This is a genomic window from Paenibacillus sp. FSL F4-0236, from assembly GCF_038000135.1.
In the GTDB taxonomy this organism is placed as follows: domain Bacteria; phylum Bacillota; class Bacilli; order Paenibacillales; family Paenibacillaceae; genus Paenibacillus_AQ.
Window position 1 is genome coordinate 5,554,072 of record NZ_JBBOBK010000001.1, and the last position, 25,899, is coordinate 5,579,970.

25 protein-coding genes are annotated in these 25,899 nt (G+C 45.7%); 8 read left to right on the plus strand and 17 right to left on the minus strand.

What is annotated here, in order from left to right:
- Positions 1-10: 10 nt before the first annotated feature.
- From ctaG to NSQ29_RS24825, 6 genes are all read right to left on the minus strand, one after another.
- The gene (ctaG, locus tag NSQ29_RS24800; RefSeq protein ID WP_076285928.1) at positions 11-931 is read right to left on the minus strand and encodes a cytochrome c oxidase assembly factor CtaG; all 921 of its coding nucleotides are present in this window, start codon (positions 929-931) and stop codon (positions 11-13) included.
- Positions 932-1,013: 82 nt separating this feature from the next.
- Positions 1,014-1,340: a cytochrome C oxidase subunit IV family protein gene (locus NSQ29_RS24805; protein ID WP_042184535.1), complete on the minus strand. Its 327-nt coding sequence runs from the start codon at positions 1,338-1,340 to the stop codon at positions 1,014-1,016.
- 5 nt (positions 1,341-1,345) lie between these two features.
- Entirely contained in the window at positions 1,346-1,972 is a 627-nt protein-coding gene (locus NSQ29_RS24810; protein WP_076300135.1) for a cytochrome (ubi)quinol oxidase subunit III, read from the minus strand.
- Complete coding sequence (ctaD, locus tag NSQ29_RS24815; RefSeq protein ID WP_076285960.1) at positions 1,969-3,816, minus strand: cytochrome c oxidase subunit I; 1,848 nt, start codon at positions 3,814-3,816, stop codon at positions 1,969-1,971. The genes NSQ29_RS24810 and ctaD overlap by 4 nt, the downstream gene beginning before the upstream one ends.
- Before the next feature lie 127 nt (positions 3,817-3,943).
- Positions 3,944-4,990, minus strand: a complete 1,047-nt coding sequence (coxB, locus tag NSQ29_RS24820) for a cytochrome c oxidase subunit II (RefSeq protein ID WP_042123804.1) — start codon at positions 4,988-4,990, stop codon at positions 3,944-3,946.
- Between the two features lie 398 nt (positions 4,991-5,388).
- Positions 5,389-5,577, minus strand: a complete 189-nt coding sequence (locus tag NSQ29_RS24825; protein ID WP_042123803.1) for a hypothetical protein — start codon at positions 5,575-5,577, stop codon at positions 5,389-5,391.
- 470 nt (positions 5,578-6,047) lie between these two features.
- On the opposite strand from NSQ29_RS24825, the gene NSQ29_RS24830 reads away from it, so the two are divergent.
- The 3 genes from NSQ29_RS24830 to NSQ29_RS24840 all read left to right on the plus strand — a co-directional run bounded on the left by NSQ29_RS24830 (position 6,048) and on the right by NSQ29_RS24840 (position 8,563).
- Positions 6,048-7,064 carry a serine hydrolase domain-containing protein gene (locus tag NSQ29_RS24830; protein WP_341126347.1) on the plus strand — a complete coding sequence of 339 codons (1,017 nt, stop codon included), beginning with the start codon at positions 6,048-6,050 and terminating at the stop codon, positions 7,062-7,064.
- 92 nt (positions 7,065-7,156) lie between these two features.
- Positions 7,157-7,495, plus strand: a complete 339-nt coding sequence (locus NSQ29_RS24835; RefSeq protein ID WP_060626766.1) for a DUF4870 domain-containing protein — start codon at positions 7,157-7,159, stop codon at positions 7,493-7,495.
- A gap of 111 nt (positions 7,496-7,606) precedes the next feature.
- Positions 7,607-8,563, plus strand: a complete 957-nt coding sequence (locus NSQ29_RS24840; RefSeq protein WP_341126348.1) for a diacylglycerol/lipid kinase family protein — start codon at positions 7,607-7,609, stop codon at positions 8,561-8,563.
- 100 nt (positions 8,564-8,663) lie between these two features.
- Here NSQ29_RS24840 and NSQ29_RS24845 read toward each other — a convergent pair whose 3' ends face one another.
- From NSQ29_RS24845 to NSQ29_RS24860, 4 genes are read right to left on the minus strand one after another with little or no spacing between them, the layout of a single operon-like run.
- A complete protein-coding gene (locus NSQ29_RS24845; RefSeq protein WP_042123794.1) occupies positions 8,664-9,257 on the minus strand; it encodes a xanthine phosphoribosyltransferase in 594 nt (197 codons plus the stop codon).
- Positions 9,258-9,299: 42 nt separating this feature from the next.
- On the minus strand, positions 9,300-9,602 hold the full coding sequence (locus tag NSQ29_RS24850) for a hypothetical protein (protein WP_042184527.1): 303 nt from the start codon (positions 9,600-9,602) through the stop codon (positions 9,300-9,302).
- A gap of 22 nt (positions 9,603-9,624) precedes the next feature.
- Entirely contained in the window at positions 9,625-10,443 is an 819-nt protein-coding gene (locus NSQ29_RS24855) for a TrmB family transcriptional regulator (RefSeq protein WP_042184525.1), read from the minus strand.
- A 33-nt stretch (positions 10,444-10,476) separates the two neighbouring features.
- Positions 10,477-11,259 (minus strand): zinc ribbon domain-containing protein, encoded by a 783-nt coding sequence (locus NSQ29_RS24860; protein ID WP_341126349.1) that lies wholly within the window; start codon positions 11,257-11,259, stop codon positions 10,477-10,479.
- 305 nt (positions 11,260-11,564) lie between these two features.
- Between NSQ29_RS24860 and NSQ29_RS24865 the strand changes: the two genes are divergently transcribed.
- Positions 11,565-12,239: a GTP pyrophosphokinase gene (locus tag NSQ29_RS24865; RefSeq protein WP_042193221.1), complete on the plus strand. Its 675-nt coding sequence runs from the start codon at positions 11,565-11,567 to the stop codon at positions 12,237-12,239.
- Positions 12,240-12,339: 100 nt separating this feature from the next.
- Here NSQ29_RS24865 and NSQ29_RS24870 read toward each other — a convergent pair whose 3' ends face one another.
- Complete coding sequence (locus NSQ29_RS24870; RefSeq protein ID WP_341126350.1) at positions 12,340-13,143, minus strand: hypothetical protein; 804 nt, start codon at positions 13,141-13,143, stop codon at positions 12,340-12,342.
- A 32-nt stretch (positions 13,144-13,175) separates the two neighbouring features.
- A complete protein-coding gene (locus NSQ29_RS24875; protein WP_341126351.1) occupies positions 13,176-16,262 on the minus strand; it encodes a DEAD/DEAH box helicase in 3,087 nt (1,028 codons plus the stop codon).
- 499 nt (positions 16,263-16,761) lie between these two features.
- Between NSQ29_RS24875 and NSQ29_RS24880 the strand changes: the two genes are divergently transcribed.
- Complete coding sequence (locus tag NSQ29_RS24880) at positions 16,762-17,538, plus strand: tryptophan-rich sensory protein (protein WP_341126352.1); 777 nt, start codon at positions 16,762-16,764, stop codon at positions 17,536-17,538.
- Positions 17,539-17,622: 84 nt separating this feature from the next.
- Here NSQ29_RS24880 and NSQ29_RS24885 read toward each other — a convergent pair whose 3' ends face one another.
- The 5 genes from NSQ29_RS24885 to NSQ29_RS24905 all read right to left on the minus strand — a co-directional run bounded on the left by NSQ29_RS24885 (position 17,623) and on the right by NSQ29_RS24905 (position 21,938).
- Entirely contained in the window at positions 17,623-18,003 is a 381-nt protein-coding gene (locus NSQ29_RS24885; protein ID WP_076285938.1) for a RidA family protein, read from the minus strand.
- A gap of 93 nt (positions 18,004-18,096) precedes the next feature.
- Positions 18,097-18,762: an oxidoreductase gene (locus tag NSQ29_RS24890; protein WP_341126353.1), complete on the minus strand. Its 666-nt coding sequence runs from the start codon at positions 18,760-18,762 to the stop codon at positions 18,097-18,099.
- Between the two features lie 20 nt (positions 18,763-18,782).
- The gene (locus NSQ29_RS24895; protein WP_081393187.1) at positions 18,783-20,057 is read right to left on the minus strand and encodes an MFS transporter; all 1,275 of its coding nucleotides are present in this window, start codon (positions 20,055-20,057) and stop codon (positions 18,783-18,785) included.
- Between the two features lie 95 nt (positions 20,058-20,152).
- A complete protein-coding gene (locus NSQ29_RS24900) occupies positions 20,153-21,565 on the minus strand; it encodes an ATP-binding protein (RefSeq protein WP_341126354.1) in 1,413 nt (470 codons plus the stop codon).
- A gap of 169 nt (positions 21,566-21,734) precedes the next feature.
- Positions 21,735-21,938, minus strand: coding sequence for a CsbD family protein (locus NSQ29_RS24905; RefSeq protein ID WP_042184513.1), 204 nt, complete (start codon positions 21,936-21,938; stop codon positions 21,735-21,737).
- Between the two features lie 447 nt (positions 21,939-22,385).
- On the opposite strand from NSQ29_RS24905, the gene NSQ29_RS24910 reads away from it, so the two are divergent.
- From NSQ29_RS24910 to NSQ29_RS24920, 3 genes are all read left to right on the plus strand, one after another.
- Positions 22,386-23,276, plus strand: coding sequence for an FMN-binding protein (locus NSQ29_RS24910; RefSeq protein WP_076285940.1), 891 nt, complete (start codon positions 22,386-22,388; stop codon positions 23,274-23,276).
- A 48-nt stretch (positions 23,277-23,324) separates the two neighbouring features.
- Positions 23,325-25,205: an FAD-dependent oxidoreductase gene (locus tag NSQ29_RS24915; protein WP_042184509.1), complete on the plus strand. Its 1,881-nt coding sequence runs from the start codon at positions 23,325-23,327 to the stop codon at positions 25,203-25,205.
- A 244-nt stretch (positions 25,206-25,449) separates the two neighbouring features.
- On the plus strand, positions 25,450-25,899 hold the full coding sequence (locus NSQ29_RS24920) for a hypothetical protein (RefSeq protein WP_042184507.1): 450 nt from the start codon (positions 25,450-25,452) through the stop codon (positions 25,897-25,899).

Below are 25,899 nucleotides of genomic sequence, written 5' to 3' on the forward strand. Positions count from 1 at the left end.
AGTCTACCAGTTATGCACGGGTCAAGGTGCTCTCCTCGAGTGCTGAGGAAGGCGTCGATAATTCATCGCCCTCTTGTCCGTTCTCTTTTTTATACCAATGATAGAACACATAAGCAAGCATAGAGGCAAAAATAAATTCCTGAATGAACTTCATCGCGATACCTCCCACCTGCTGATCCACTTTTGGTGACAACAATGAAAAGAACGCAGGACCCCCAAAATTCTGAAGTAAGGCAGAAGGATCACCCGATATACAATAGCCCATGGCAAGTGCCCAAGTCTCCGGATCACTGTAAGTAGCATAGAGCGGTTGATCTGCAAAAATAATCAGTCCGCATGCTGGTGTCAGCAATACCATGTTTAGAAAAATAAACCCAATCTTGCCCAGTCCACTCGCCATTCGGCGCTCCGGTAGCGGATTGATCAATGTCCACCACATTAAGGCAGCTGTTAGGAATAAAACAATATAGTAGATTCGGTGAACGGTAAAATGCAGCATCACATAATCATGGATAACAGGAATATGGTACAAAGAAAATAGTCCATTAAACAGTAAAGCAGCTACCACCGGTCGAGCTAAAAAAGACAGCCGGCGAAATGGATTTACTCTCAATATGCTGCGCCAGATAAAATCTGGAATCCCCAGCATAATCAGCGGCACCGCCACTAGGTATGACAAGGCCATACTAACCATGTGGAAGGAAAACATCATATGTCCTAATAGACTAACAGGACCGCCTTGTGCAAGATAAAGCGCAAGCATTCCGCACACAAATAGTGCTCTTCGCCAGATCGGAACCGGAACTGAATCGGCATGACGTCCAGCAATCGGACCAATCCAAACGAAATAACCCGCCGTCAGCAGCAGCATAACCGCCAGAAAAAGCGGGCTCCACAGTTCTGCAAAGCTAAAATATTGTAATCCGAGCATAACCCTAACCCCTCCTAGCGCAGGATCTAGTTAAACACCAAAAAGAGGGGGCATCTCAGCCCGCCTCTTTCTTTATAGTCCGTTAATTCCACCAAACCCAATACAGCGACATAATAATACAGGTACCGGCGGTAAAAAAACCACCCAGCATGAAGATAATCGGTATTAGATGTCCTTTATCTTTCAGGTGCATCCAGAAGCCCATCTGTACAATGACCTGAATGACTGCCATCACCAGTAGTAGAATAACCGCAAAGGTGGCATTCACGCCTCCAGCAGCAACAGCGGCGAAAGCAATTAAGGTCAAGACAATGGACAGTATAAAGACAACAATATGCCTCTGTGGCCCTTCATGCCGATGACGATGCTTATACCCGTCATTCTCTGGCACATGCTGATCTGTCGTCATAGTGTCTAGCCCACCTTTCCAAGTAGGTATACAACCGTAAAGATGAAGACCCATACCACATCAATAAAATGCCAGTACATGGCTGACACATACACTTTTGGTGCAGTAACTACGGTTAATCCTTTACGCATGAGTTGCCCAATCAGGATGGCGATCCATGCAATCCCGAAAGCTACGTGCGCACCGTGGAATCCTACTAATGTATAGAATGCCGAACTAAATGCACTTGTAGTCATTCCGAAGTCTTCGTGTCTCACATATTGAGTAAACTCATAGATCTCCAGAATCAGGAAGCCAAGACCTAAGACTACAGTTACCAAAAGCCAGTTACGAAGCACAGCCGGACGGTTCCTATGCATCGCTTGGATAGCGAATACACTCGTCAGACTGCTTACCAAAAGAATGAATGTTGCAGCAGCTACAAGCGGCAAGTGAAACAGTTCATTCGCCGATGGCCCCTCATTCGTCTGATTACGCAATGCGAGGAACGTAGCGAACAACGTACCGAATAATACTGCTTCCCCACCTAGAAATAACCAAAAGGCAAGAACCTTGTTTCGTCCTTCGAGCGTAGCTTTTTCCGGCTCGTGAGGAAATTCTTCCTTAGAAGCTTCTGCATGTGCCGTTGTCATGTCCGCTCACTTCCTTCCAGCTCTTCAGGTTCAATATGCCATCCATGATCATCATACAGCGAACGCAACAGCATAGATCCAAACGTAATGATAAGACCGATGGCTGTAACGATATAATTATTAAACATAAAGCTCATAAAGGCGTTGCCGAAGTCATCCCGACTAAACATAAAGCCCAGTCCAGCGATGAAAATCCCAACAGACATAGTGAACGGCAATATGGTTGCAGACGGCATATGAATCGAACCAACGGGTTCAGCCGGAGTCATGCCTTTATTTCCTGCCATCTTTTCTTTCCAGAATGCATCAATTCCACGGATAAGCGGGGTTTGCTTGAAGTTATATTCTGGCGGTGGCGAAGAAATCGTCCATTCTAGTGTACGTCCATCCTCCCACGGATCATCAGCTGCATCCATTGGCTTTCTTGAAGTTAGGAAGACATTGACTAAGAAAATAATCGTACCGACAGCCATCAGCCCAGCACCAATTGTACTGACTAAATTCAGCAAATCGAATTGCTGATTCGGCAAATACGTAAATACCCGACGTTGCATCCCCATGAGTCCAAGAAAATGCTGTACAAAGAATGTCAGATGGAATCCGATGATAAACGTCCAGAAAGTCCATTTGCCCAGCTTCTCACTTAGCATCCGACCAAACATCTTCGGCCACCAGTAATGCAGACCTGCAAACAGGCCAAGCACCAAGCCGCCCACAATAACGTAGTGAAAATGCGCTACAACAAAATACGTATCATGGAACTGAAAGTCAGCAGGCGCAGAAGCCAGCATGACGCCAGTGACGCCACCCATCGTAAAGGTAGGAATGAATCCTGCCGCGAACAGGTTTGGTGTCGTGAAACGTACTTGCCCTCCCCACATCGTGAACAACCAGTTAAAAATCTTGATTCCTGTCGGAACCGCAATCAACATCGTTGATACAGAGAACAATGCGTTAGCTACCGGCCCAAGTCCGGTAGTGAACATATGGTGAGCCCAAACCATGAAGCCCAAGAAGGCAATCAGGATGGTAGCGAACACCATTGAGCTATATCCGAACAATCGCTTCCGTGAAAAAGTCGGGATAACCTCCGATATAATTCCGAAGGCAGGCAGAATGAGGATATATACTTCTGGATGACCAAATATCCAGAAGATATGTTGCCAGAGCACCGGATTACCCCCAGCCCCAACCTCGAAGAAATTGGCTCCAAGTATCCGGTCGAATGTCAGCAGTACTAAACCTACTGTAACTGCTGGAAATGCAAACAAAATAATTGCGGAAGTAATAAATGTAGTCCAAGCAAACATCGGCATCCGCATGTAGGTCATTCCCGGCGCGCGCATCGTAATGATCGTGGCTAGAAAGTTAATCCCCCCGATGAGGGTACCTAATCCGGCAATTTGAAGACCAATCGTATAAAAGTCTACACCGTGTGTAGTGCTGTATGTACTCGTAGATAGTGGGGTGTAGGAGGTCCATCCGGCATCAGGAGCGCCACCCATTATCCAGCTGAGATTCAGTAGAATTCCGCCGAACAGGAAGGTCCAGAAGCCAAGTGCATTTAGAAAAGGAAAGGCTACGTCACGTGCACCAATTTGTAGCGGTATGACGGCATTCATTAAGGCGAAGATGATTGGCATGACGCCGAGGAATATCATCGTCGTACCATGCATGGTAATAAGTTCATTAAACGTTTGGGCATCCAAAAAATTATTCATTGGTTTGATGAGTTGCCAGCGAATCAGAAGTGCTTCAATTCCGCCGATACCAAAAAATAATCCTCCGGCCCATAGGTACAAAATTGCGATTTTTTTATGATCGACGGTTGTAAGCCAATCCATAAGTCCTGTATGGCGCTTCACACTGTGGCCATGCCCGAGAGGCTTGGATGAATTCAAGGTATGCGCTGCTTGAGCCAAAGTTCGTACCCCCTTTTTCGAAAGTTCCGCCCGCCTTTAGGCTAAGGCATTAGTCCAGCTTATAGTTGGCCAGATACTCAGCAATGCCATCAATCTCCGCATCACTTAGGCCTAGATCTTTGGGGTTAGGCATCAGATTGCCCGGTTTTACGGATTGTGGATCATGCAGCCATGTTTTGAGATTCTCCTCAATTGGTGCACCATCCTCCCTCGTGTCGTCGTTGAGCAGGATCCCTGCAATCGACTCCCGAGAACCAATTCCGGTCAAGTTCGGCGCATTATTAATCCCTTGATCACCTACAGCGTGGCAAGTCAGACACGCCGCTTTGAACTTCTCAGCTAAAGCAGGATCCTCTGGCAGCACAGCTACGGGTGCTTTCATCGAATCTATCCACTTCTGAAAATCTTGTTCACTAACCGATTTCACCTTAAATTCCATGAATCCATGAGACGGCCCGCATAGTTCCGCACATTTGCCACGGTAAACGCCTTCATTAGGTGCACTGAAGCTGAAGCGGTTAATCGTCCCGGCTGGGTTGGTGTCGATTTTACCGGAAAGGGAAGGGACCCAGAAGGAGTGCAGCACGTCTTTAGTCTCCAGTTCAAAAGCAATATCTTTGCCCACTGGAATAATCAGATCCTGCGCTGTAGTCACCTTGTAATCGGTATACTCAAACTCCCACCAATATTGGTGGCCGGTTACTTTAACCTTAATCGCATCCTTGTCATTGGCATGATCATCTCCTGCGGCGAACACTGCTTTCACCGTTGGAACTGCCAGTACCACTACGAGGATAAGCGGAATGACCGTCCAGAGAATCTCAAGCTTGATGCTACCCTCAACCTGCTCAGGGATTTCATTCTGACCCGGCTTTCGACGGAAACGGATCAGTACATAAGCTGCAATCGTAAAGACAATCAGCAACACGACGATCATAATACTGATCGACAGCTCCATTAATCCATAAGACATTTCCGCCTGAGGTCCCTGTGGTCTGAGCACTGACAAGTCCTCACGGCCGCACCCGGCAAGAAAGAGACCAAACATAGCGGTCATGGGAAGGAGTCGCTTTACAGCCTGCCACGTTTTCATCATTGATCTACCCCGCTTTTCCCGATTTCGTAGGTTCCTGTTTTTTTCTGTCAATTATAACAATCACTATTAATATAAGTTTAAGGGAAAGTTTTGTCAATCGTTCACAACTAGTTCACATTGTAATTTTCGACATAATAATTCCTTGTCCCACCTGCATTTATGCGCATTTTTTGAAAACGCAATCAAATAAAAAATGATCGTTAAAGCGCATTCATTGTGAAATGTGTCTATTAATTCATTTGACTATTTTATGAGAGACAATATTTCTTATTCATAAATGTACATACAAAAAAAACCGATTCCTGCAACAAACGCTGCTCGGGCACGGTTTATAAGAATCCTCGTGGATGTTATTACTCAAAATGATGTCAAAAGTAAGTGACACTCGTATCTGTTAGCTAGGAGACGGATGAATTCATCTTTACCAGCTCATGCTCCACGACCATGGTCAGTTCTTCTTCATAGCCTCCGGTAATCCGATATTTTCGGACGTACTCCTTTACGAATTTCTTGGGATCTTTGGGCCGGAAAATACGTGTCATTTCCCGTAAACTTTCCTTGACTTCGTTATGACCTTTACTTGCCATGATCAGTTCCCTCCCAAAACATTGAAAATGAATGCTCCGTTGTAGAGAATGCATGATGAAAAGTACGCCGTAACCTCGAATGCAAGTGAAGCAACCATTACACATACGTGGCTTGCATTATCCGCCAAAACGTAAAATTCAAAGCTTCAAAGCCTTGAGATACTGGTTCGCCGGTGAAGCAGGTTCGTCGTGATTTGGGCTGAGAGTAAGGACGCCTGTTGAACGAAAGCTCCTTGACACTTTTATTACCCGAAGAGCCACTTACTGAATCACCCCTTTCGGGCCTTATCGTTATATTGTATCATATTCCGGTCCAACTTCCACCTTTCCTTGTAAAATGTGCTAATTGGAAAATTTTTATTTTTTTACAATGTTCTTCGTAAGTCATATTGCTCGTGTCGGGTTAAAATACAATATGTTCTATAGCAGGCCACACCTAGCACATACCACAGCAAGAAAAGGAGATCATTATGGGCCAACCTACACCATTACTGACTTCATCTTATAACGTAGTTCCCGCGATGACTACCGCGCTACCCGAGGAAACTGCAACGCGCCGTGAGGGTCTTGAACAAGCTGATTGTGCTATTCAGAAAGAATATCCAAAGATGCATAGTATGCTTATTGCTCGCCATGGCAAGCTCATCTTTGAACGTTATTACGGCAACCATCATGCCGGGGCATTAAATGATCTTCGATCTGCGACTAAAAGCTTTATCAGCGCAATTACCGGAATCGCTATCGATCGGGGAGATATCCCTGATATCGATGTCTCGGTTTCCAAGGTACTTCGTAAACATGTTCCATACCTGCACTCCCCTCATTTATCAAAAATCACTCTTCGTCATCTGCTTACCATGACTTCCGGATTTAGCTGGATCACGGGCAAGAAGCTGGGGGAGCCTTTCGTCCGGAATCTCCATCGTAGTCGCCGCTGGGGTTCCTTTGCTCTTAGTATGAACATAATTCCGGAACATATCGGTCAATTTCAATACCGTAGTATCGACACCCATCTGATTTCGATGATCCTTAGTGAATCTACAGGTCTCGATGCATTCACCTATGCTGCTGAGCATTTATTTAGCCCTCTCCGAATGACTCACACGGCTTGGTTACCGAGTCCGGAAGGACATAGTATGGGACATATTGGTCTTTACTTAAACTCAAGAGATATGGCTAAATTTGGTATGTGTCTGCTTAATAACGGCGTATTTGCGAAGCAGCAGATCATTCCGAAGCATTGGCTGCAAGAAGCACTAACTGCACAGACTACGGGATACCCGGCTTTTGGAGATTACGGATATCAGTTCTGGGTGGGTACGATGAGCGGCCAACCCTACAAGCTTGCCCACGGTCATGGCGGACAGCAAATCCTTATCCTACCCAATTTAGATGCGGTTGTGGTCTTTACAGCAGAGAGTAAGACAAACAATTGGAAAAGCCCCCGCAAGCTGTTGGAAAAGTATATTATACCCACAATGAGCTAAACATACTTTTTCCTGACAAGTCATAGGCTTTTAAGGAAGAAGGAGTAGCGAACTAACCCCCTTCTTCTCCAAGTAGAAGGAGAGTGAGCCCTTTGTCCCCTTTCAAATCATCCACCGGATTGCCCGATAATATTGCGGGCGCGCTGTGCTATTTTTTCCCTTTTATCGGCGGCGTGGTCTTTCTCGCTCTGGAGAAACGCAACCGCTTCGTGCTGTTCCACGCGTTGCAATCACTGCTTACGTTCGGCGTGCTGATGATTCTCCATGTCCTAACCGGATTTATCCCTTTTCTCGGTTCTCTGTTGAGTGCAATCCTTTCTCTTTGCAGCTTTGCTATATGGCTGCTTATGATCTATCAAGCTTTAAGCAGCAGATGGTATAAGCTCCCTTGGGTTGGGGATATCGCAGAAAGTCAGATTCGGCATCTATAAACACCGCTGAACTAACACCTCTTATCGCTGAAAAGTATTCCCTTTTGCCCATCCACTCCTTACAATGGAAAGACGGGCATCAACGGAATTCTACAGGCTGGAGGAATTTAAATGTATCTATTCATCATAAACCCGCGTTCCGGCGGGGGCGCAGGCGGGCGGACCTGGCATACTGTAGAGGCGCTCATGAAAGAGCGGATGCTGCCATATATGACCTTGTTTACGCATAGCGCAGAGGGTGCAGAAGCCCTCGTTCTAAATACAATTAAACACCGTGAGGACTGGAAAGCCGCGATTGTAATCGGCGGCGATGGCACGCTGCACAGCATCTTGGGTGCCCTTCGTGGCAAAGATATTCCTATGGCAATCATCCCTGCCGGCTCCGGTAACGACTCCGCACGCGGCTTCGGCATTCCGCTTTCGACTGAAGCCGCGCTGGAAGCTGCACTTAGCGAACGGTATATCGAAGCCGATCTGATCTCAGGCGCAAACGGACTGACTTTAACAGCCGTTGCCAACGGCTTTGATGCTCAGGTGGCCGAGAATGTGAATGCCAGCCGTTACAAACGGCTGTGCAATGCCATTGGCGCAGGCCAACTGGCTTATATCATCGGCATATTGCATACGCTGATGACGTTTAAGCCATGCCGGGTGAGTGTTGCGTGCGACGGGACGGAGCACGTCTTTGAGAAGGCATGGCTGGTCTCGGTCTGCAACCTGCCCAGCTACGGCGGCGGGCTCTTGATCTGCCCGCAGGCGAAGGCCGATGACGGCCAGCTCGACGTCTGCGTCGTGCACGGGTGCAGCCGCGGGCAGCTGCTGCGGCTGTTCCCAACGGTACTGAAGGGCAAGCATGTAGCGTTGCCCTTCGTGTCGATGCTGCGTGGACGTAGCGTAGCCGTCAACTTCGCAGAGGCCCGGCCGGCGATCGGCGATGGCGAGAGCTTCGGCAAAGGGCCGCTTGCCGTGCGCTGCGAGTCAGGGGCGCTGCGGGTGCTCTCGCCGCTGGCGGCGGTTAGCGCGCAGCGCCACGCCGATCCTGCAGCGGCATGCGGTAGCAACGGGTAATCCATACCCGTGCATCACAAAAAAAACAGCAAGAGACAGGCTTATAAACCTGTCTCTTGCTGTTTTGTGTTAACTTCATCCGAATCTACACCAAAGAGTCTTAGCTAAGTAGCCCTTCCTCTTCTTCCACGAAAGAGATTCTTCCGTCCTCCAGTGAAGCGATTCGCACGAGTGATTCTACCCGGTAACCAGCTTCCTGCAGTAACCGATTTCCTGGCTGGAACGCTTTTTCGATCACGATACCAATCCCAACCACACTTCCTCCTGCCTGCTCAACAATACGAGCAAGTCCGAAGGCGGCTTCGCCATTCGCCAAAAAATCATCGACAATCAGAACTCGCTCACCCGGAGCAATGAACTTCTTGGAAACGGTAATTTCATTCGTTTCTTTCTTCGTGAAGGAGTAAACCTTTTCTACATAAATATCCTCTGTCAGCGTCAACGATTTCTGCTTACGGGCAAAAATCAGCGGAACCTCCAGCTCTAATGCCGTCATAATCCCCGGAGCAATTCCCGAAGATTCAATCGTCAGTACCTTCGTAATCTCTTCGCCGGAAAAACGGCGGGTAAACTCACGGCCAACCTCACGCATTAGAAAGGGGTCCATCTGATGATTCAGAAAAGAATCTACCTTGAGCACGCCTTGCCCGAGTACAATACCTTCTTTTAACACCTTTTGTCTCAACAGCTCCATAGTGCTCCTCCTTCTCCCATCAATGAATCCTTTCTCCCCACTTTATAGACCTGTCGGTTTTTGTGGTAATAAATTTCCAACGATAGATTTTAAATTATGATCATCTTTGCTCTTTTCTTGCCCGTTATCATAACCCGTAATTCGAATCTCCACGAAATCGCCCGGATTTACCGGCTTAAAGATCAATTTCTCGCGGTCTTCCAGTCTCACGTTAAATTTCATGTCCTTGAACATTTCAACTAGCTCTGCTTCTCCGGGACTTGCTCCTTTATCCAGAAACAGCAGTCCACGCAATTTTTTAGGACCATCCTCATGCACCACTTCAAAATGTACGATACATTCCATGCTTTTCACCTCCCTGTAATAGCTACTGCGCCTGTTCTTCCCCATCATCGCCTGGATCATGCATCACATATTTGCTGTGAATTTTGCTGTAACGCTCACCATAACGTTCTTCTAATTCTGCGCCCATATCCTGCTCCAGCTCGAACAGCACCATTTCCTGTGCAAAATGATTCAATAGCAGATCTACTAAGACCGGGTGCTCGGTTACAACCGCTTGCGCCGATCCATCTTCATAGCGCATCCCGAGCATACACCAGCTCCGATCGATCACGAATGAGAACTTCCGTCCATCTGTTCGCTGAGAATCTCTTCCGAGAGGCGGCCATACCGGATAGGCGGCAGGAGCAGCATTGCCACCATCAAACGCCCACAAGAGTCTAACGCCACGCAACTCCGCCTGTTCAAGTTCACTCCGTAGAAGTGACGCTTCCTCACGCCACATATCCACTACGATCTCTTGCTCAGCCATATTAAGTTGGCGAATAAGAGCGCCCAATACATTGCGGTCACCTTCCACATTATAAAACGAAGGGCTAACAGGTCCACCGCGAGGCATCTCGCTTTCCATATAAGCCAGTGAAGCTTGAACCCGTCCCGAGATCATGGTCGCAAGCTCCTCTGGATTGAGAACACTGTACCGCGCAGGTTCTCCTTCGCCACATCGTACATATCCCTGCTGCGTAAGGCGTTGTAACGCCGCATACACATTCGATCTTGAAACTCCGAGCTGTTTGGCAACCTCATAGCCAGAAGCCTGACCTTTTGTCGCAAGCTCTACCATAATTTTGGACTCCATCTCTGTGAAGCCCAGATTGCGCAGATGCAGCAGCAGCTGTTCCATCTTGTTGTCCCCCTAAGCTGACTGAAATCCGTTCTATATTTGCTCTGACCCACATCGCGGGCACCATAAGGAGCCCTTAGGTAATTCGTTCCGACAGATTTGGCACTGGATCATATCTCGTACACCATGGTCCTCAGTGACCGCAGATTCCTCCTGCTGCTCATTCTTGTGCCATTCGCCGAAGCGACGGTCTAGTTCAAGTTGTCTTTTTCTTTCCCGTTCCAGCTGCTCGGCTTGTTTACGTTCCCGTTCAATATCTTGCTCGCTCGCCTTATATTCTTCAAGTGGCAGCTCATCATCCGGATGCTGAACTTCAGCATATACGACACTCTGCGGGTGCAGCTTCATTGCAATTTCCTTCTCTTCATCCGTAAGCTCATCTGCACCATAATATTGATCTTCGTCATCTTCATTCACAGATTGAACAAATACCGGTGTAGAAGGCACCCTTCTCGAAGCGGACAATGGCTCCAGCTTACTTCCGCATTTCGGACAAAAGTTTGCATCAAGCGCCACAATATGACCACATGAACATAACCGCTCATTTTTCAGCTCAGCAATTCGTGTCCGCAGGACTTCGATTTTTTCCTGAAGTTTGGAACAGTTACGGGACAGCTCCACCATTTTACCTTCAGCTACCGACATATCCTTTGAACGATATCCTTCATAAAAAAGTCTGCCCATTTTCGTAAATTCAACTTCCATCTCTTGTTCAACATCGGAAATAAGTCCGTTCAGCTTGCCGATCTCTACTGAGTTTTGGGCTTTTTCGGTAACCCGACTCGCGCTATCTTTAATTTTTTTGATAAAACTCATTACAGTTCCTCCCTCTCCAGCGATACGTGTTTCTATCATACCAAATGTATCGAGTAGATTCATTAATGTGCTTTAATACGCGATTTAGAGGAGAATGTTCCTATAAAATCCATACTAATTGATTTAAGCCACTTCCCCCTTACACTTATGGGTTATATTTCCTAATTTTGAATGTAATTTTGCGTCAGAGGTTCTACATCGGTTAAAATAGAATTATCACAAATAACGAAATCGGGAGAGTTTCAGTGGAAGAACATGAGAGCACACAGCTTACGCTTAGTCAGCTACAGGTACACGTAAAGGATCTGCAACAGTGGCAAGGTAACAGCAACGAGGATTTCGCCAAACTGGTTAACGAGTTCGAAGCCTTACCGGCACTCTATCGCCACGCGTTAAATGATCTTCAGAATAAAATTGATGTAATCAAGACGGAATGGCAATCACGCGACGGCTTCAGTCCCATCGAACATGTCAAATGCCGGATCAAAGAACCAAAGAGCATTCTTCAAAAGATGGAGCGCAAAGGCTATGGTTTCAGCTTGGAAAATATGGAGCAATACATTCACGATATTGCCGGAATGCGGATTGTATGTGCCTTCGTTAAAGATATATACCGTTTAGTAGATCATCTTAGTACACGCGAAGACATCCGCGTGCTTGAGATTAAAGATTATATAGCTCATCCTAAACCAAACGGATATCAAAGCCTTCATCTTATAGTCGGTATCCCACTCGTCCTGCTGGAAGGAACACGCTGGGTCAAGGCTGAGATCCAGCTGCGCACCCTAGCTATGGACTTTTGGGCAAGCATGGAACATATTCTGTATTATAAATTCGATAAGCAGTTGCCTTCGCATGTCGCTGAGGAACTGAAAGAAGCCGCGCGCGCCGCTGATGAACTAGATCAAAAAATGCTTCGTCTTCGCCGCGAAATTCTAGAGCTTTCAGAAGGAGAATTGCCCCCTGCTGGTCAGCATTAGAATAACTAACCAGAAACTCTGTTAGATAATTAGGCAAAACAAGAGGCTGTTTCAAGAGTAGCATTCACTACTTTTGAGACAGCCTCTTTCGTATTTTCACTTACCGCTTAATCAGACCCTTATTCGCCCGACGTGCAGACGCTTCTGCAACCCGCTGCATAATCAAAGTTAATCCCTCAATGGCTTTAGGTGTCTGCGGTAGCAATGTTCCCCAGTCTTCTGTAACTTCAGCTACAACTACCGGCGAAGGAAACGGTCTAGCCGCAATCTCATGGAACTGTGGCCCAGGCTGATGTAGAGAACCCTCAGCAGCCGCTTCTGCCAGCCATTCGCCAGAGGAAATGGCCGGACCCTTGCGTTCAAGCCGAGCCAATTCTGTAGAAAGTTCACTAACCGAGGCCTCTTCTTCCTCTGTTTCAGCTTCGCCGCTAGAAATATCCCCTTCAGCCCAAAGGGCAAAAATTCCGTCTAAGAGCTCTCCTTTAGTAAATCCTCTCAGCGAAAGTGCCAGCAGTGGCTCTTCAGCAAGACGTTCTTTAATAAACTTCAAAGTTTCCGCCTTATGCTCCAAACCCTCACCCTCAAAAAGGGCTTGCTCCAGTTCACTATCCGTAGGTAGAAGCTCAAGTTCTGCCAGCTCACCCGTCAAACGTCCTTGCAGCAGGGAAAATACTTCCCCGGGACTTAGTGCCAGACTTCGTAATATTTCTCTTCTTCGGGAAGCATGCCATACCGGAACCTTCAGAGAGAGAGGTCGATCCGCTTGTTGTTCCTGAGCAGGCGCGCTGGCGTTCAATTCACCCTTCGACCGAGACCCTCCCGTCACTTTCCCAGGTAGCACCGTCCATGCTGCTTTTACTAATCCAGGCACAACTTCCAGCCGCATCTCTAACCGTTCACTCATTGTTCGATCCCTCCGTAACACTCATATCTGTCTTACATCCAGTCCTGATCCTGCAGTTCAATAAGTTCCTTCAGCTCATGATTGGACATCTCAGTCAACCATGTTTCGCCAGAGCCAACAACCTGCTCGGAAAGATTCTTCTTACGCTCAATCAATTCATCAATACGTTCTTCCAACGTTCCTTGGCAAATCAACTTATGCACTTGAACATTTTTATCCTGACCAATTCGGAACGCCCGGTCTGTCGCCTGATTCTCAACTGCCGGATTCCACCAACGGTCGTAATGGATGACATGATTAGCTCTTGTAAGGTTCAACCCTACGCCACCCGCTTTTAAAGAAAGTACGAAGAAGGATGGGCCTTTTCCCTCTTGAAAATCATGAACCATCTCGTCGCGCTCTCGTTTTGGAATTCCGCCGTGCAAGAACAGCGGCGCTGTTCCATAACGCTTAGTCAGCTTGCTAACCAAGAGCTCACCCATCGCTACATATTGAGTAAAGATCAACACAGATTCTCCGACCTCCGCAATGCTATCCAGAATCTCGAACATGACTTCCATTTTACCGGAATGCTCACTTCGTGGACCCCTGCCTTCTTCTTTGCGGAATAGCTGAGGATGATTACAAATCTGCTTCAATTTCGTTAGAGAAGACAGCACGAGTCCTCTGCGAGCCATCCCGCTACTCTCTCCGATCACGCCAAGCATTTCATCCACGACACCCTGATATAGGACTGCCTGTGTTTCCGTCAGCGGACAATAAGACTTCAGCTCCAGCTTCTCCGGCAAATCTTTAGAGATATCCGGATCGCTTTTCAAGCGGCGCAACAAGAATGGTGATACCAAGCGATGCAATTCCCGCAGTCGTTCTCCACCCTCTCCAGATACATACCGCTGCCGGAAGGAATGGTAGGTTCCTAAATAGCCCGGGTTTAAAAAGTGAAAAATAGACCATAACTCACCTAGTCTGTTCTCTACTGGTGTCCCCGTCATAGCTATGCGATGCGGCGCTGATAGCTTCATCACACTTTGCGCCTGTTTTGTCCGATGATTCTTAATATACTGAGCTTCATCCAGCACCACAGTGGACCACTGAACATGCGCTAAATCCTCACTGTCACGACCTGCTAAATGATAGGTCGTCAATACAATATCATGACTGGCAGCCAGTTCTAAAAAGCTATCCCCCCGCACTCGGCGTCCACCATGATGAATGTGAACTTTAAGAGAAGGCGCAAAGCGCTGCAATTCCCGCTGCCAGTTCCCCAAAAGTGAGGTTGGGCATAGAATCAAGACAGGCTCCTGCTTCTCTTCAGGTGGAGCACTTAAAGCGCGGTCCAGAAGGCAGGTAATGACCTGCACCGTCTTACCGAGACCCATGTCATCGGCCAGACACACCCCAAATCCCAGACCACTGAGAACGGAGAGCCATTGATAGCCGCGCTCCTGATAAGGTCTCAGTGTGCCGTGCAGACCTTCAGGTACGGCACGCACTGGAAGATTACGCAATATGTCGCCCCGCATCAGCGATGACAATAGTCCGGATGTTTCCATCCCCGTGACCGACATCCCTTTCCAGAGCCGCTCTTCACCATCCTCAGCCTCTAGACGCATCCAATCGGCTGCGGTCATTTCCCCATTTTCATGGCGTTTCATATATCTAAGAACCTGGCGAATTTCTTTAGGATCTACCTCAATCCATTCTCCGCGGAAACGTACAAAGGGTACGCCTGCCTCCACTAGTGCGTTTAGTTCTTCTTCGCTGATTGTACTCTCCCCAAGTGAGGCTTCAATGCGAAATGAAATCAGCTCTTCCATCCCAAGAGCCACTGGAGCAGGACTATCAATCCCACTCACTACCGGCTGCATTTTCATTTTCATGCCAATCCGGCGGCGTCCCTCACGGCTCCAGCGCGATGGCATCTGCACGGTTATTCCACGCTCACGCAGCTGCTGCACCGTCTCCTTCAAAAAGAAATAAAGACGCTCTGGTTCCAAATCTGCTCCCGTAGGTGCAGGCATAGAAAGAGCGCGCTCTATGTCTGGAGAGATTCTTGCCGCTCGGCCCAGCGCTATAAGAAGCTGCTGCTGTATATTGCGATAGCGTTTCCCCCATAACGTAAACTCTCGTTCCTTACTGCTCCAAATCGATTTTGCCGGAATCCAGAATTCCCCTTCTTCCTTGTTCTCCGCCCAGAAGGTTAAGCGCCAGATTTCGTCATTATCTCCAGGGGGCTCAAGACGTAGCCCAAGACCCAGCTGTCCACTCCGCGCTTCTTCAGGTTCCGATTGCGGCACATCGCTACCAGCTGTCTCATTCACAGTAGCCAGAAGATCTGTCACCTCTGCTTGAGTTCCCTGCACGGGTATATCCCGGCTGCCTGTAAGAAGACTATTCCACCACAGCTCAGTTAAAGGGGAGTAACCCCGGCGATAATTGGCTTTGTAAGGGGTAAGTTCACTTTCAATACCCGCAATCACTTTCTTGATCTCTGCAGTCATTACCGCCTGCATAAAGGAGTAAAGCACATAGGCGCCAGCCTCTTCCCTCGAAGATAAATCCCCCGCTTCAGCAATATGCGTCCCTAAGGCCAATACCGGCATGGACGACGCCAGCTGCAGAAAGATCTCCTTATCCTCCTGCTTTCGAAAAGCTGGAGACCAGCAGACCGTTGCTGCCTGTTCACCACCACGACGGCGTGAACCTACCGGACGTGGGGGCAAGGCTCCTGGCGTAACGCCGCCTGTACCCATCAATTCCAGCGCAAAGCGAGCTGCTGCCGCCCAATAGCGCAATTCGCCTCCAGGCTCTACTCCCTGATCTCGGCATAACGTCTCATCCCATGCCAGAAGCAGTTCAAATGCATCGCTAGGGACTAAGGCGAGCCCTTCGAATGTTCTTCCGGGCAATCCACGGCGTGCTGGCTTCCCCTCTACAGGAGGAGCCGGATATTTCACTTCTGCGAGTCGCAGAGCAGCACTCGCAAAAGGGCGAACTCCTCCCTGCAGCTCCAGCCGCTTCACCACTCGGGTCCAAGCGTCAACCTTCGGCTCCGAAGTTTCGCCAGAGAAGCAAAATAACACATCCCCCAACCATATTGCATAAAGATGCTTAGTCATCGGTGATCTCCTGTCTTTTAAGCAAGCAAAAAAAGAACCAGTCCGCCACCATCAGGTGGTAACTGCAACCTTTTCCGCGAGAAATAAATTTTGAAGCTATACAAGTAGAAGTAGTTTCTCCATCCTTTGAGAGATGAGATACACTCCTGTAAGAAATATAAGGATAAAGAACTAGGATAAAACTTATCTGCTCTTGAATCTTCATCTCTTCATCTTATACGAAAAAGCGCTGATTTAAAAACGTTTCTGCATATTTTCTGTAGATTTTTATACAAATAAAGTTGAAGTACATAGAAACACCCATGAATTTGATTCATTTCAGCATATTTTTAATAAATGTTCTATCCACTATCGTAAAATACCCTTCACCACTACCATACTATCCATGAACATTATGACTCACTAGTCACTTCTTTTCTTGTTTATAGTCTTAATTGTGCCGAAAGCGGGTATATTCTAAGTAAGCATCACCCTATTAAAAAGCTAGGGAGTGAATTCTTTGAGACGTTATAATCCTTATAAATGGTGGAATCTTCTGTTCTTTTTAGGTGTGATTATCGTGAATGTGCTCTCGGTCACCTTACCATTAGGCGGGCACAGCACTGGAGAAATCTCTGATAAATATCAGACCTACATCACACCTGCCGGTTACGCGTTTTCCATCTGGTCATTGATTTATCTACTATTAGCCGGCTTCGTTATTTATCAATTCCGCTCCTATACAGCCTCTAGAGATTCTGTGCGGGCGATTCAGTTCTGGTTTGTTCTGAGCTGTATTTTTAATATGAGTTGGCTCTTCCTTTGGCAATACTTATACATTGAGCTCTCTCTGGTTGCTATGGTGCTGATGTTAATCACGCTGATTGTCATTTACCGAAAAACACGTTTGATCGCTAATCCTACCTCAGGCGAGAAATGGCTGATGAAGCTACCCTTTAGTATATACCTTGGCTGGATCTCTGTGGCTACTATCGTGAACATCAGCGTTGTTCTAGAAAAGAATCATTGGGAAGGTTGGGGTCTTAGCGGTAGCACTTGGGGCGTTATTATGCTCTGCGTGGGAACTCTACTTGCAATTGTGATCAGCTATCCTTACCGAGATAGCATTTATCCACTCGTATTCGTGTGGGCCTTCATTGCGATTGCCTTGGAACACAAAGAGACCAGCGATGTCTATTTAACGGGACTGATTACAGCAGGCCTCCTGCTTCTTTACAGCATCTGGTTATTTTTCAAACCCCGCCGTAGCAGGTATCGGAGATACAGAAGTTACTAATTCTAATATAAAAAATGGCAGGCTAGGGTTATCCACCTTAGCCTGCCATTTTGGTAAAATAATAAAAGTGCAAAGGATAACTCCTTATTTCTTACGAGCTACCGCTTCAATCTCAACAAGTCCGTCTTTAGGTAGACGCGCAACCTCAATAGCACTGCGGGCAGGATAAGGTTCTTTAAAGAAGGTGCTATAAACCTCATTAACGGCCGCGAAATCATTCATATCCTTTAAGAATACAGTTGTCTTTACTACATGGTCTAATGTTGCACCAGCTTCCTCAAGAATGGCTTGTACATTGTTAAGCGCTTGACGCGCTTGTTCTTGTACACCCTCAGCCAAATTACCCGTTTCCGGATTCAGACCAAGTTGTCCTGAAGTGTATACCCAGCTACCCGTGGTTATAGCTTGACTATAAGGACCGATTGCTCCGGGTGCTTTTGTTGTAGCTACTTGTTTTTTGCTCATCTTACTACCCCTCTCCATTATGCGCTGATCATTTATTGTCCATTGTAAGTCCTGTTCTCATCTTAATGCAAATTTATTAGAGACCCAGAAAGCTTAGCGTTTCCCAATCACATGTATCACTTCATTCGTATAAATATGTAATCCACGGGTATCCGCAGACGCAATGTTAACCATAGCTCTTGCGACTGTCGTACCAGGTATCGCACGATATTTAGCAGCCTTACCCACCATTACAAAATCCAGCGCTTTCATCAAACTGGCTCCGACTCTCTCCCCTAATCTGAATTCTTCACGTTGGCCTAGTAGCAAGGAGGGGCGAAATATATGCATACCTTGAAATCCAATAGCGGTTAAACCTTCTTCCGCTCTTCCCTTAGTCCGACTGTAGAAATTACGCGACTTCGCCTTTGCCCCTATTGAAGAGACGACCAAAAACTGTTTAACACCCTGTTCTCTCGCTATGGCTGCAGCATCAAGCGGATAGTGTAGATCGACTCGTTCGAACTTTTCTTGTGATCCCGCCTTTTTTATCGTAGTCCCTAAACAACAGAAGATGGAATGTACCCCTTCGAACGACTCTGTATAGTTTCTTAGGTTCTCCCAATCTACAACGATTTGTTTAAGCTTAGGATGTTCTATGGCTAACGGTGTCCGTACAAGCACCCTTACTTCTTCCCAGCTATCACGATTTAACAATTCCTCCGTAACCGCTTTGCCTACCAATCCGGTGGCACCTAATACCATCGCTATTCTTAACAAGGAATAACCCCCCTTTACTTCTATTCGTCCTTTAGAATACGACGACCTAGCAGAAACGCAAGCGCAATCATCAGCGTCCCTACCACTAGCTGCATACCGTATACCTGAGTCCATTGCGGCCAGTGCGAAATTTTTTCATAGAGCTGACCGCCAATAAGCGGACCAAAAAAGGATGATAACCCGGTAAGCGCCGCATATGTGGCCATATACATCGGCCGTTCTTTTTTCGGCGTGTCTCCAATAATAAAGTTAAAGGCCAGCTGGTTGAAACCGCCTACACCAACACCAAAAACGATATGGGCCGCGAATAAGACCACCAGCATCGGCATCACAGACAAGAGTCCCCACATCAATGAGGACAACGCAATAATTGGCAAAGTAAAGAATAACAGTCGCTTATTGCTGTATTTCGCATTTAGATTGCCCCAAACGTAGAAGCTAGCCATCATAAACACGGTCTGGGACACATTAAGCAATGACAACGTTTCATAATTAATATGAAGTAACTGCAACATGACATAAGAGTATAGCGGAACCGTTAGGTTCTGCAACAACAGCCAAGCAGCCAGAAACAAGGTTGACTTCATAAATAATGTATCTTTAAGCGGTTTCTTAAACATGGGCAAAAATTTATGCTCTTCTGATTTCTCGAACGGTACATCCGGATAAAAAAAGAATACTACGACATTCGATATCGAGAAGATCCACACAACAATATATAGAATCAGAAAACCATGACCCCCGGGATAACGGTCCAGAATAATACCTCCGCCATACATAACCAAACTTCCAAGTGCATTCAGGACCGTGTTACGAATCCCAAAATAACGTCCACGTACCCGTGCGGGAACTAGATCACTAATCACAGAGCTCCACAACACACCACCAGCAGTATTGGCAATAAAAGCAGTAGTATATAAAGCAATAAATGCGATGACCCAATATTCTTTAGGAAAAATAAACGGGATTAGTCCCGTAGAACCCCAAAGTATCCTATGCAGACCGATAAAAGTAACCATAGCCCATTTGCGACTTGGCAGCTTCTGAATCAGAAAAGCTACCCCAATCTGTGCCACATTAACTAATGTAGTAAGCGCTAGCACAAATCCAATTTGGCTAGAGGAAGCTCCTAAATATAGTAGGAATCCTGTTAGGAACTGCCCTTGCAGCAGTACCTGAAAAATAGTTGACGGCACACCTTCCAGCGTAGCTATACGCAAATTTCTGCGATGAACTGAAGGTTTACGAACACGTTTTGAAACCGTAACCTTATGCTTATTTTCCATGTTGTCCATAGAGGCGGTAACACTCCTTTGATGCGGCATTGGCTTCATTCTACTCCGCATCAATCTACTGTCAATACGCCAAATCACCAAATAATATTGGAGCTTTACTCACTATCCACTTCAAGGGGCAAATAAAGCGAAAATCGACTCCCCTTCTCTTCCTTACTCTCCATAGAAATGAACCCGCCGAGCAATCTGGCCAAGTCATTACTAATAGAAAGTCCTAGTCCTGTTCCACCATATTTCCGGCTAGTCGTTCTGTCTGCCTGTTGAAAGGCTTCAAAGATCATGGCATGCTTCTCCGGTGCGATTCCTATACCACTATCCTCCACATCAAATACAAGCCAATGTTGCACGGCATCCCCTTCCCCACCTTCCTGCTCGTGGATATGCAGCGATACGTAACCTGTCTTTGTAAACTTAAAAGCATTTGAGAGCAAATTACGCAAAATCTGCTGTACGCGATGTGGATCGGAATGAATCATTGGAGGGACATTCTCATCCATGGAGATATTAAAATCCAGTCCTTTTTGTTTGGCCGTCACAGCGAACTGCATTGCCAGCAAATCTGGGATCTCGCTAACATTTAATTCTTCATTTATAATATCTAATCGACCTGCCTCCACCTTGGATAAATCCAGAATGTCGCTGATGATCATCAATAATTCATCACCCGAACGATGGATAATGGCTGCATACTCTCTTATTTCTGCTTCCGTAAGCAAATCATCATTTTCTTCAATTAATTGCGATAAATTAATGATGCTATTCAATGGAGTTCTAAGCTCATGTGACATATTGGCGAGAAATTCCGATTTGAATTGAGATGCCATCATTAACTGATTAGCACGCTCTTCAAGATCAAGCTTGTTCTTATGTAATTCTTCAGTCTGAGCAGACAACTGTTCGTTAGCATGCTGGATCTGCTCATTCCTTAGAAGACCGAGTTGAAAATCATGGATAATTAATGAGAACAAAATACTTAAAATTAGCCCCGCAGGGAACGTAATTGGCATAATCTCTCTTATGTACTCTTCCACAGGGATAACACCTAACGCCATAATGTTTATGGCATTCATAAGATTAACGATTAGAATAACGATCAGACCTTGATTCACAATACTGAGGGTTGAGCGTCTGACCCAGTAGCTAAGCGCCGCGCAAATAACTCCCAAAATAAAAAGATTTAGCATTCCTGCAACTGCTGCCTCTGTCACTCCAAAAGTTAACCTTGTAAGCCCCGTCCCTATACCGATCAATATAAGTGTGATGGGTCTAGGATACGCCAGCGTCGAGATGATTAAGGGTACAAACCGCAAATCAAAGATCACATGGTCGTCCAGATTATAACCAAAAAGAGTACTGATCCAACCAGCAAAGATCGCCAGGATCACCCAGCTCGCCTTCTTTATTCCTACACTTGCATTTGAAATGGTATGTTTATAGATCAGATTAGCCAAATAGGCCACGGCTATAAGAATTGCGGTATTCCCGAAAAATATTTTAAGATACCCCATAGTTTTGCTCCTACCTGCACAAGATAAATTACAGATTTCATCTCACAATAATACCATAGCTTAACCTTCGCACACCTAATTGTTGCATAGGAAGAGCGCAAATCGTATACGATTTGCGCTCTTCCTATGCATTTTATATTTGGGCATTGAGAGTATAAGCTATTTTGAATTAATCGCGGTAAGAACGTCCCCAGCTTTGATACTCTTTTTCCGCGTCTTCTTTCGAATGGCCATAACGCTCTTGTAGTTTACCTACCAACTTATCCTTTTCACCATCAATCACATCAAGATCGTCATCTGTAAGCTTGCCCCATTGCTTTTTGGCCTCGCCTTTGAGCTGTTTCCATTTTCCTTTAAACACATTGTTGTCCATTATATGCTCATCTCCTTAGCTGAATTAAGTAGGGTAGAATACTATCCTGTGTTATCGTTACATTACCCTGTCCTATTCGCCATGAATCTTACCTAATCTATAGAAAGTCACAATTTGTCAAATAATAGTTTAAAAAAAGGTATTCAAATCCTTTAAAATTTGATACAATCAATGTATAAATTAAACATTTAATTTTTTAAGTGATTTTTTTCACATGAGTTATTTGCTCTATGTGCTAGAATGCCCTCGGAGATGAAACAACATCATTAAATTTTTTTCTATTGTATGCCGATATATGTCATGATACTGTTAGAGTTTGGCTCTTCACCTCAAGATTAAAGTGACAAATATCATTTATAAAGTGATTTTTATCACTTCGCATTACTATTAAAATGTTTTACATTTTAATATATATATTTTAAACTATATTTTTGGAGGTCATAACAAATGAAAAAAACAACAGTAATCTTGTCGACTGCCCTTATCCTAGGTAGTTTGCTTGCAGGTTGTGGTAACAACACAGACAACACACCGGCGGCTACTAATGCTCCAACAGAAAACAGTACAGCAACTAATTCCACTAACACTGGAACTGAAGCGGCTAAGTACAAAGACGGAAATTACTACTCTGCTGCTGAAGTCGACGCTAAAACTGGCTGGCAGTATTATGCGCTTCTGACTGTAGAAGGCGGTAAGATTACTAAGGCTGACTGGGACGCTTTTAACGTAAATACTGCTGGTGACTCTAAGAAAAAACTTTCTGAAGATGGTAAATATGGCATGAAAGCTGGTGGTGCTTCTTCTGAATGGCACGAGCAAGCAGCAAAAGCTGAAGCTTTCCTGATTGAAAAACAAGATCCAGCAGCTATAACTTTAGACGCTGAGGGGAAAACTGATGCTATCTCCGGTGTATCTGTACACGTATCTGACTTTGTAAAAGCTGCTCAAGCTGCTCTGGCTGCTGGACCTGTTGAAGCTGGTCAATACAAAGACGGAGGTTACCATGCTGAAGGCGAAATGGATAAAGACTCCGGTTGGAAATCCACTGTTGACTTGACTGTTGCTAACGGTAATGTTGTTGCTGTTAAATTCAGTGGCGTAAATGCTGCTGGCGACGACAAAAAACAATTCTCCGTCGATGGTAAATACGGTATGAAAGCTGGCGGCGCTTCTGCTGAATGGCATGAAGAGATCGCAAAAGTTGAGCAATACTATCTTGAAAAAGGTACTGCTCCAGAACTTACAGCTGAAGGTAAAACTGATGCAATTTCCGGCGTGAGTATTCATGTTGGTGAATATTTTACACTTGCTGAAAAAGCACTCGAAGGCGCGAAATAATTTCGCATAACCTTCTGCAGTTAATCAGACGAATGAGGTGAATTTCTTTTGAAAAAAATAGTCATTTTGGGCGGCGGCTACGGCGGCGTACTCACGGCTAAGAAACTGGCAAAGAAATTTAAGAAAAACAAAGATGTTGAAATCACACTGATCGACCGGAATCCATATCACACTCTATTGACTGAGCTGCATGAGGTTGCCGCGAACCGTGCTCCAGAGGATTCAATCAAGATCGATCTAAAGAAAATCTTTGCTGGACTTAAAGTGAATGTTGTTCTTGACGAAATCAGCAATATTGATTTCAAGGGTAAGAAACTCAAATCCAATAAAACTACCTATGCGTATGATTACCTTGTAATCGGTACAGGTAGCAAACCAACCTTCTTCGGCATTCCAGGTGCAGAAGAGAATACCTTCTCCTTCTGGTCTTACGATGATGCGGTAGCATTGAAACGTCAAATCCGCGACATGTATACCAAAGCCGCTATGGAGAAAAATCCAACTGTACGCCGTGCAATGTTAACTTTCGTTATCATTGGTGCCGGCTTTACAGGTGTCGAGCTTGTTGGGGAAATGGCTGAGCAACGCGAGGAATTGTGCAAGGAGTTCTATATCGACCCATCCGAAGTAAGATTGATTGTGGCTGATATGGCTCCGAAGATTCTGCCTATCCTTCCAGATAAGCTGATTCAAAAAGCCGAAGCTCACCTTCGCAAGCTGAACGTGGAAATTGTTACAGGCGCCAAGATCACTGAAGTAGGCGAAGGTAGTGTTGCCCTTGGTGAGAAAAATGTTGTCGCTTCACAAACCATTGTTTGGACTGCAGGTGTTGAAGGTTCTGAAATCGTGGGTGGACTTGAAGTACAACAACAAGGACGCAAACGTATTGTTACGAATGAGAACCTTGAAAGTGTAGATCATAAGAACGTATATGTAGTAGGGGACAACATTTTCTTCATTCCTGAAGGTGAAACTCGTCCTGTACCACAAATGGTTGAGAATGCTGAACAAGCAGCTCCGATCGTTGCTGGTAACATTGCAGCTGACATTCAGAACACTGCTAAAAAAGCATACAAACCAGGTTTCCACGGTACCATGGTATCCATCGGTAGCCGCTACGGTGTAGCAAACGTTGGTTTGCCAGGCAAGTTCTTTATGCTTACTGGTTTTATGGCAATGTTATCCAAACACTTTATCAATATGTTCTACCTGTCTCAGGTTGTAGGCTTCAATAAGGTTTGGACTTACATGATGCATGAGTTCTTCCATGTTGAGAACCGTAAGAGCTTCTTGGGCGGACACTTCTCCAAGCGTTCACCTAACTTCTGGCTCGTTCCGCTTCGCATGCTGCTTGGTGGAATGTGGTTATATGAAGGTATAGATAAGCTACGGAAAATTTGGGTAGATCCTAACAAGATATTCCTAATTCCAGCCGCTCCTTTTGCAACGGATGCTTCATCAGCAGCCAGCGTAGCGGTGGATGCAGTTAAAACAACAGTAGATGCACAATCTGCAGCTTCAGCAGTATCCACTGCAAAAGAAGCGGTTGAAGCATTGCCAGTTCCTGGCTTCGTATATAATATTACAAACTGGTTCATGGATTTGATGTTCTACAACAACGACGGAAGTTATACTTTCCTCGCAAAATGGTTCCAAATCGGTATGGTATGTGCAGAAATCGTGTTCGGTATTATGCTCATCGTTGGTCTGTTCACAGCTATTGCTTCTATAGCGACGATAGCCATGTCCGTCATGATCTGGTCGACCAAAATGGCTTCTACAGAAATGTTATGGTATGTTGGTGCGGGTATCGCCTGCATCGGCGGATCGGGCAGCACATTTGGCCTAGATTACTATGTACTTCCTTGGCTTAAGAAACATTGGAAGAGAGTTCCGATCGTCAGACGATGGTATCTATACACCGACTGATTATAAAGCCCTGAATTCGTGTAATTTATTTTAAAGAAAATATGTAGATTGCATGTCAGTAAGCTAAATATGGATGTACTTCAGAGTAATGTGTCCCTAGGACACATTACTCTCCTTATTTACAAGAAGAAAATAATCTTCCTAATATCAGGAAATGGTCAATTTATTCTTTAATGAATGGTTTTGTAGGGATGATCAGGGGTATGGTTTCTTCCGGCAAAACCGACAAGAAGGAGAGAATCTTGTGAACAAACAACTCATAGAAGATACCCTCCGGTTGTTGCATACTGAAATGTCACCTATTGCCGGAATTGAGCTTAACCCCTCTCCGGCTGCATGTGAGCAGCTAATCTCGGTACTAGAACGCCATGATCTGGAATACAACCGCAAAGTCAATTTGCTGGGTATTTACACTATTCTCACTTTGGCAGCTGAGCGCCATATGGAATGTATCCCACATCATCCCGACCTTACACGCAACATTTTGGATGGAGATTATTTGTACAGCTTTTACCTTCAGTTTGCGGTGAAATGCCGTGAGCTCGACCTAGTTGCTTATCTAGCTCCTTCGATCAAAAAAATGCAAATTAGACGGTCAAATGGAGACTTCGCGGAACATGATCCAGCGGCTGGAATCGAACAATTCTTGATTCAAGAGTGCAGACAGCGCAGTCGCACAAGCAAAGCCATTTGA

Bases quoted from the DNA above. Each gene is read 5' to 3' on its own strand.
- ctaG (WP_076285928.1), bottom strand. From the start codon at position 931: ATGCTCGGATTACAATATTTTAGCTTTGCAGAACTGTGGAGCCCGCTT.
- NSQ29_RS24805 (WP_042184535.1), bottom strand. From the start codon at position 1,340: ATGACGACAGATCAGCATGTGCCAGAGAATGACGGGTATAAGCATCGT.
- NSQ29_RS24810 (WP_076300135.1), bottom strand. From the start codon at position 1,972: ATGACAACGGCACATGCAGAAGCTTCTAAGGAAGAATTTCCTCACGAG.
- ctaD (WP_076285960.1), bottom strand. From the start codon at position 3,816: ATGGATTGGCTTACAACCGTCGATCATAAAAAAATCGCAATTTTGTAC.
- coxB (WP_042123804.1), bottom strand. From the start codon at position 4,990: ATGATGAAAACGTGGCAGGCTGTAAAGCGACTCCTTCCCATGACCGCT.
- NSQ29_RS24825 (WP_042123803.1), bottom strand. From the start codon at position 5,577: ATGGCAAGTAAAGGTCATAACGAAGTCAAGGAAAGTTTACGGGAAATG.
- NSQ29_RS24830 (WP_341126347.1), top strand. From the start codon at position 6,048: ATGGGCCAACCTACACCATTACTGACTTCATCTTATAACGTAGTTCCC.
- NSQ29_RS24840 (WP_341126348.1), top strand. From the start codon at position 7,607: ATGTATCTATTCATCATAAACCCGCGTTCCGGCGGGGGCGCAGGCGGG.
- NSQ29_RS24845 (WP_042123794.1), bottom strand. From the start codon at position 9,257: ATGGAGCTGTTGAGACAAAAGGTGTTAAAAGAAGGTATTGTACTCGGG.
- NSQ29_RS24850 (WP_042184527.1), bottom strand. From the start codon at position 9,602: ATGGAATGTATCGTACATTTTGAAGTGGTGCATGAGGATGGTCCTAAA.
- NSQ29_RS24855 (WP_042184525.1), bottom strand. From the start codon at position 10,443: ATGGAACAGCTGCTGCTGCATCTGCGCAATCTGGGCTTCACAGAGATG.
- NSQ29_RS24860 (WP_341126349.1), bottom strand. From the start codon at position 11,259: ATGAGTTTTATCAAAAAAATTAAAGATAGCGCGAGTCGGGTTACCGAA.
- NSQ29_RS24870 (WP_341126350.1), bottom strand. From the start codon at position 13,143: ATGAGTGAACGGTTAGAGATGCGGCTGGAAGTTGTGCCTGGATTAGTA.
- NSQ29_RS24875 (WP_341126351.1), bottom strand. From the start codon at position 16,262: ATGACTAAGCATCTTTATGCAATATGGTTGGGGGATGTGTTATTTTGC.
- NSQ29_RS24885 (WP_076285938.1), bottom strand. From the start codon at position 18,003: ATGAGCAAAAAACAAGTAGCTACAACAAAAGCACCCGGAGCAATCGGT.
- NSQ29_RS24895 (WP_081393187.1), bottom strand. From the start codon at position 20,057: ATGGACAACATGGAAAATAAGCATAAGGTTACGGTTTCAAAACGTGTT.
- NSQ29_RS24900 (WP_341126354.1), bottom strand. From the start codon at position 21,565: ATGGGGTATCTTAAAATATTTTTCGGGAATACCGCAATTCTTATAGCC.
- NSQ29_RS24905 (WP_042184513.1), bottom strand. From the start codon at position 21,938: ATGGACAACAATGTGTTTAAAGGAAAATGGAAACAGCTCAAAGGCGAG.
- NSQ29_RS24910 (WP_076285940.1), top strand. From the start codon at position 22,386: ATGAAAAAAACAACAGTAATCTTGTCGACTGCCCTTATCCTAGGTAGT.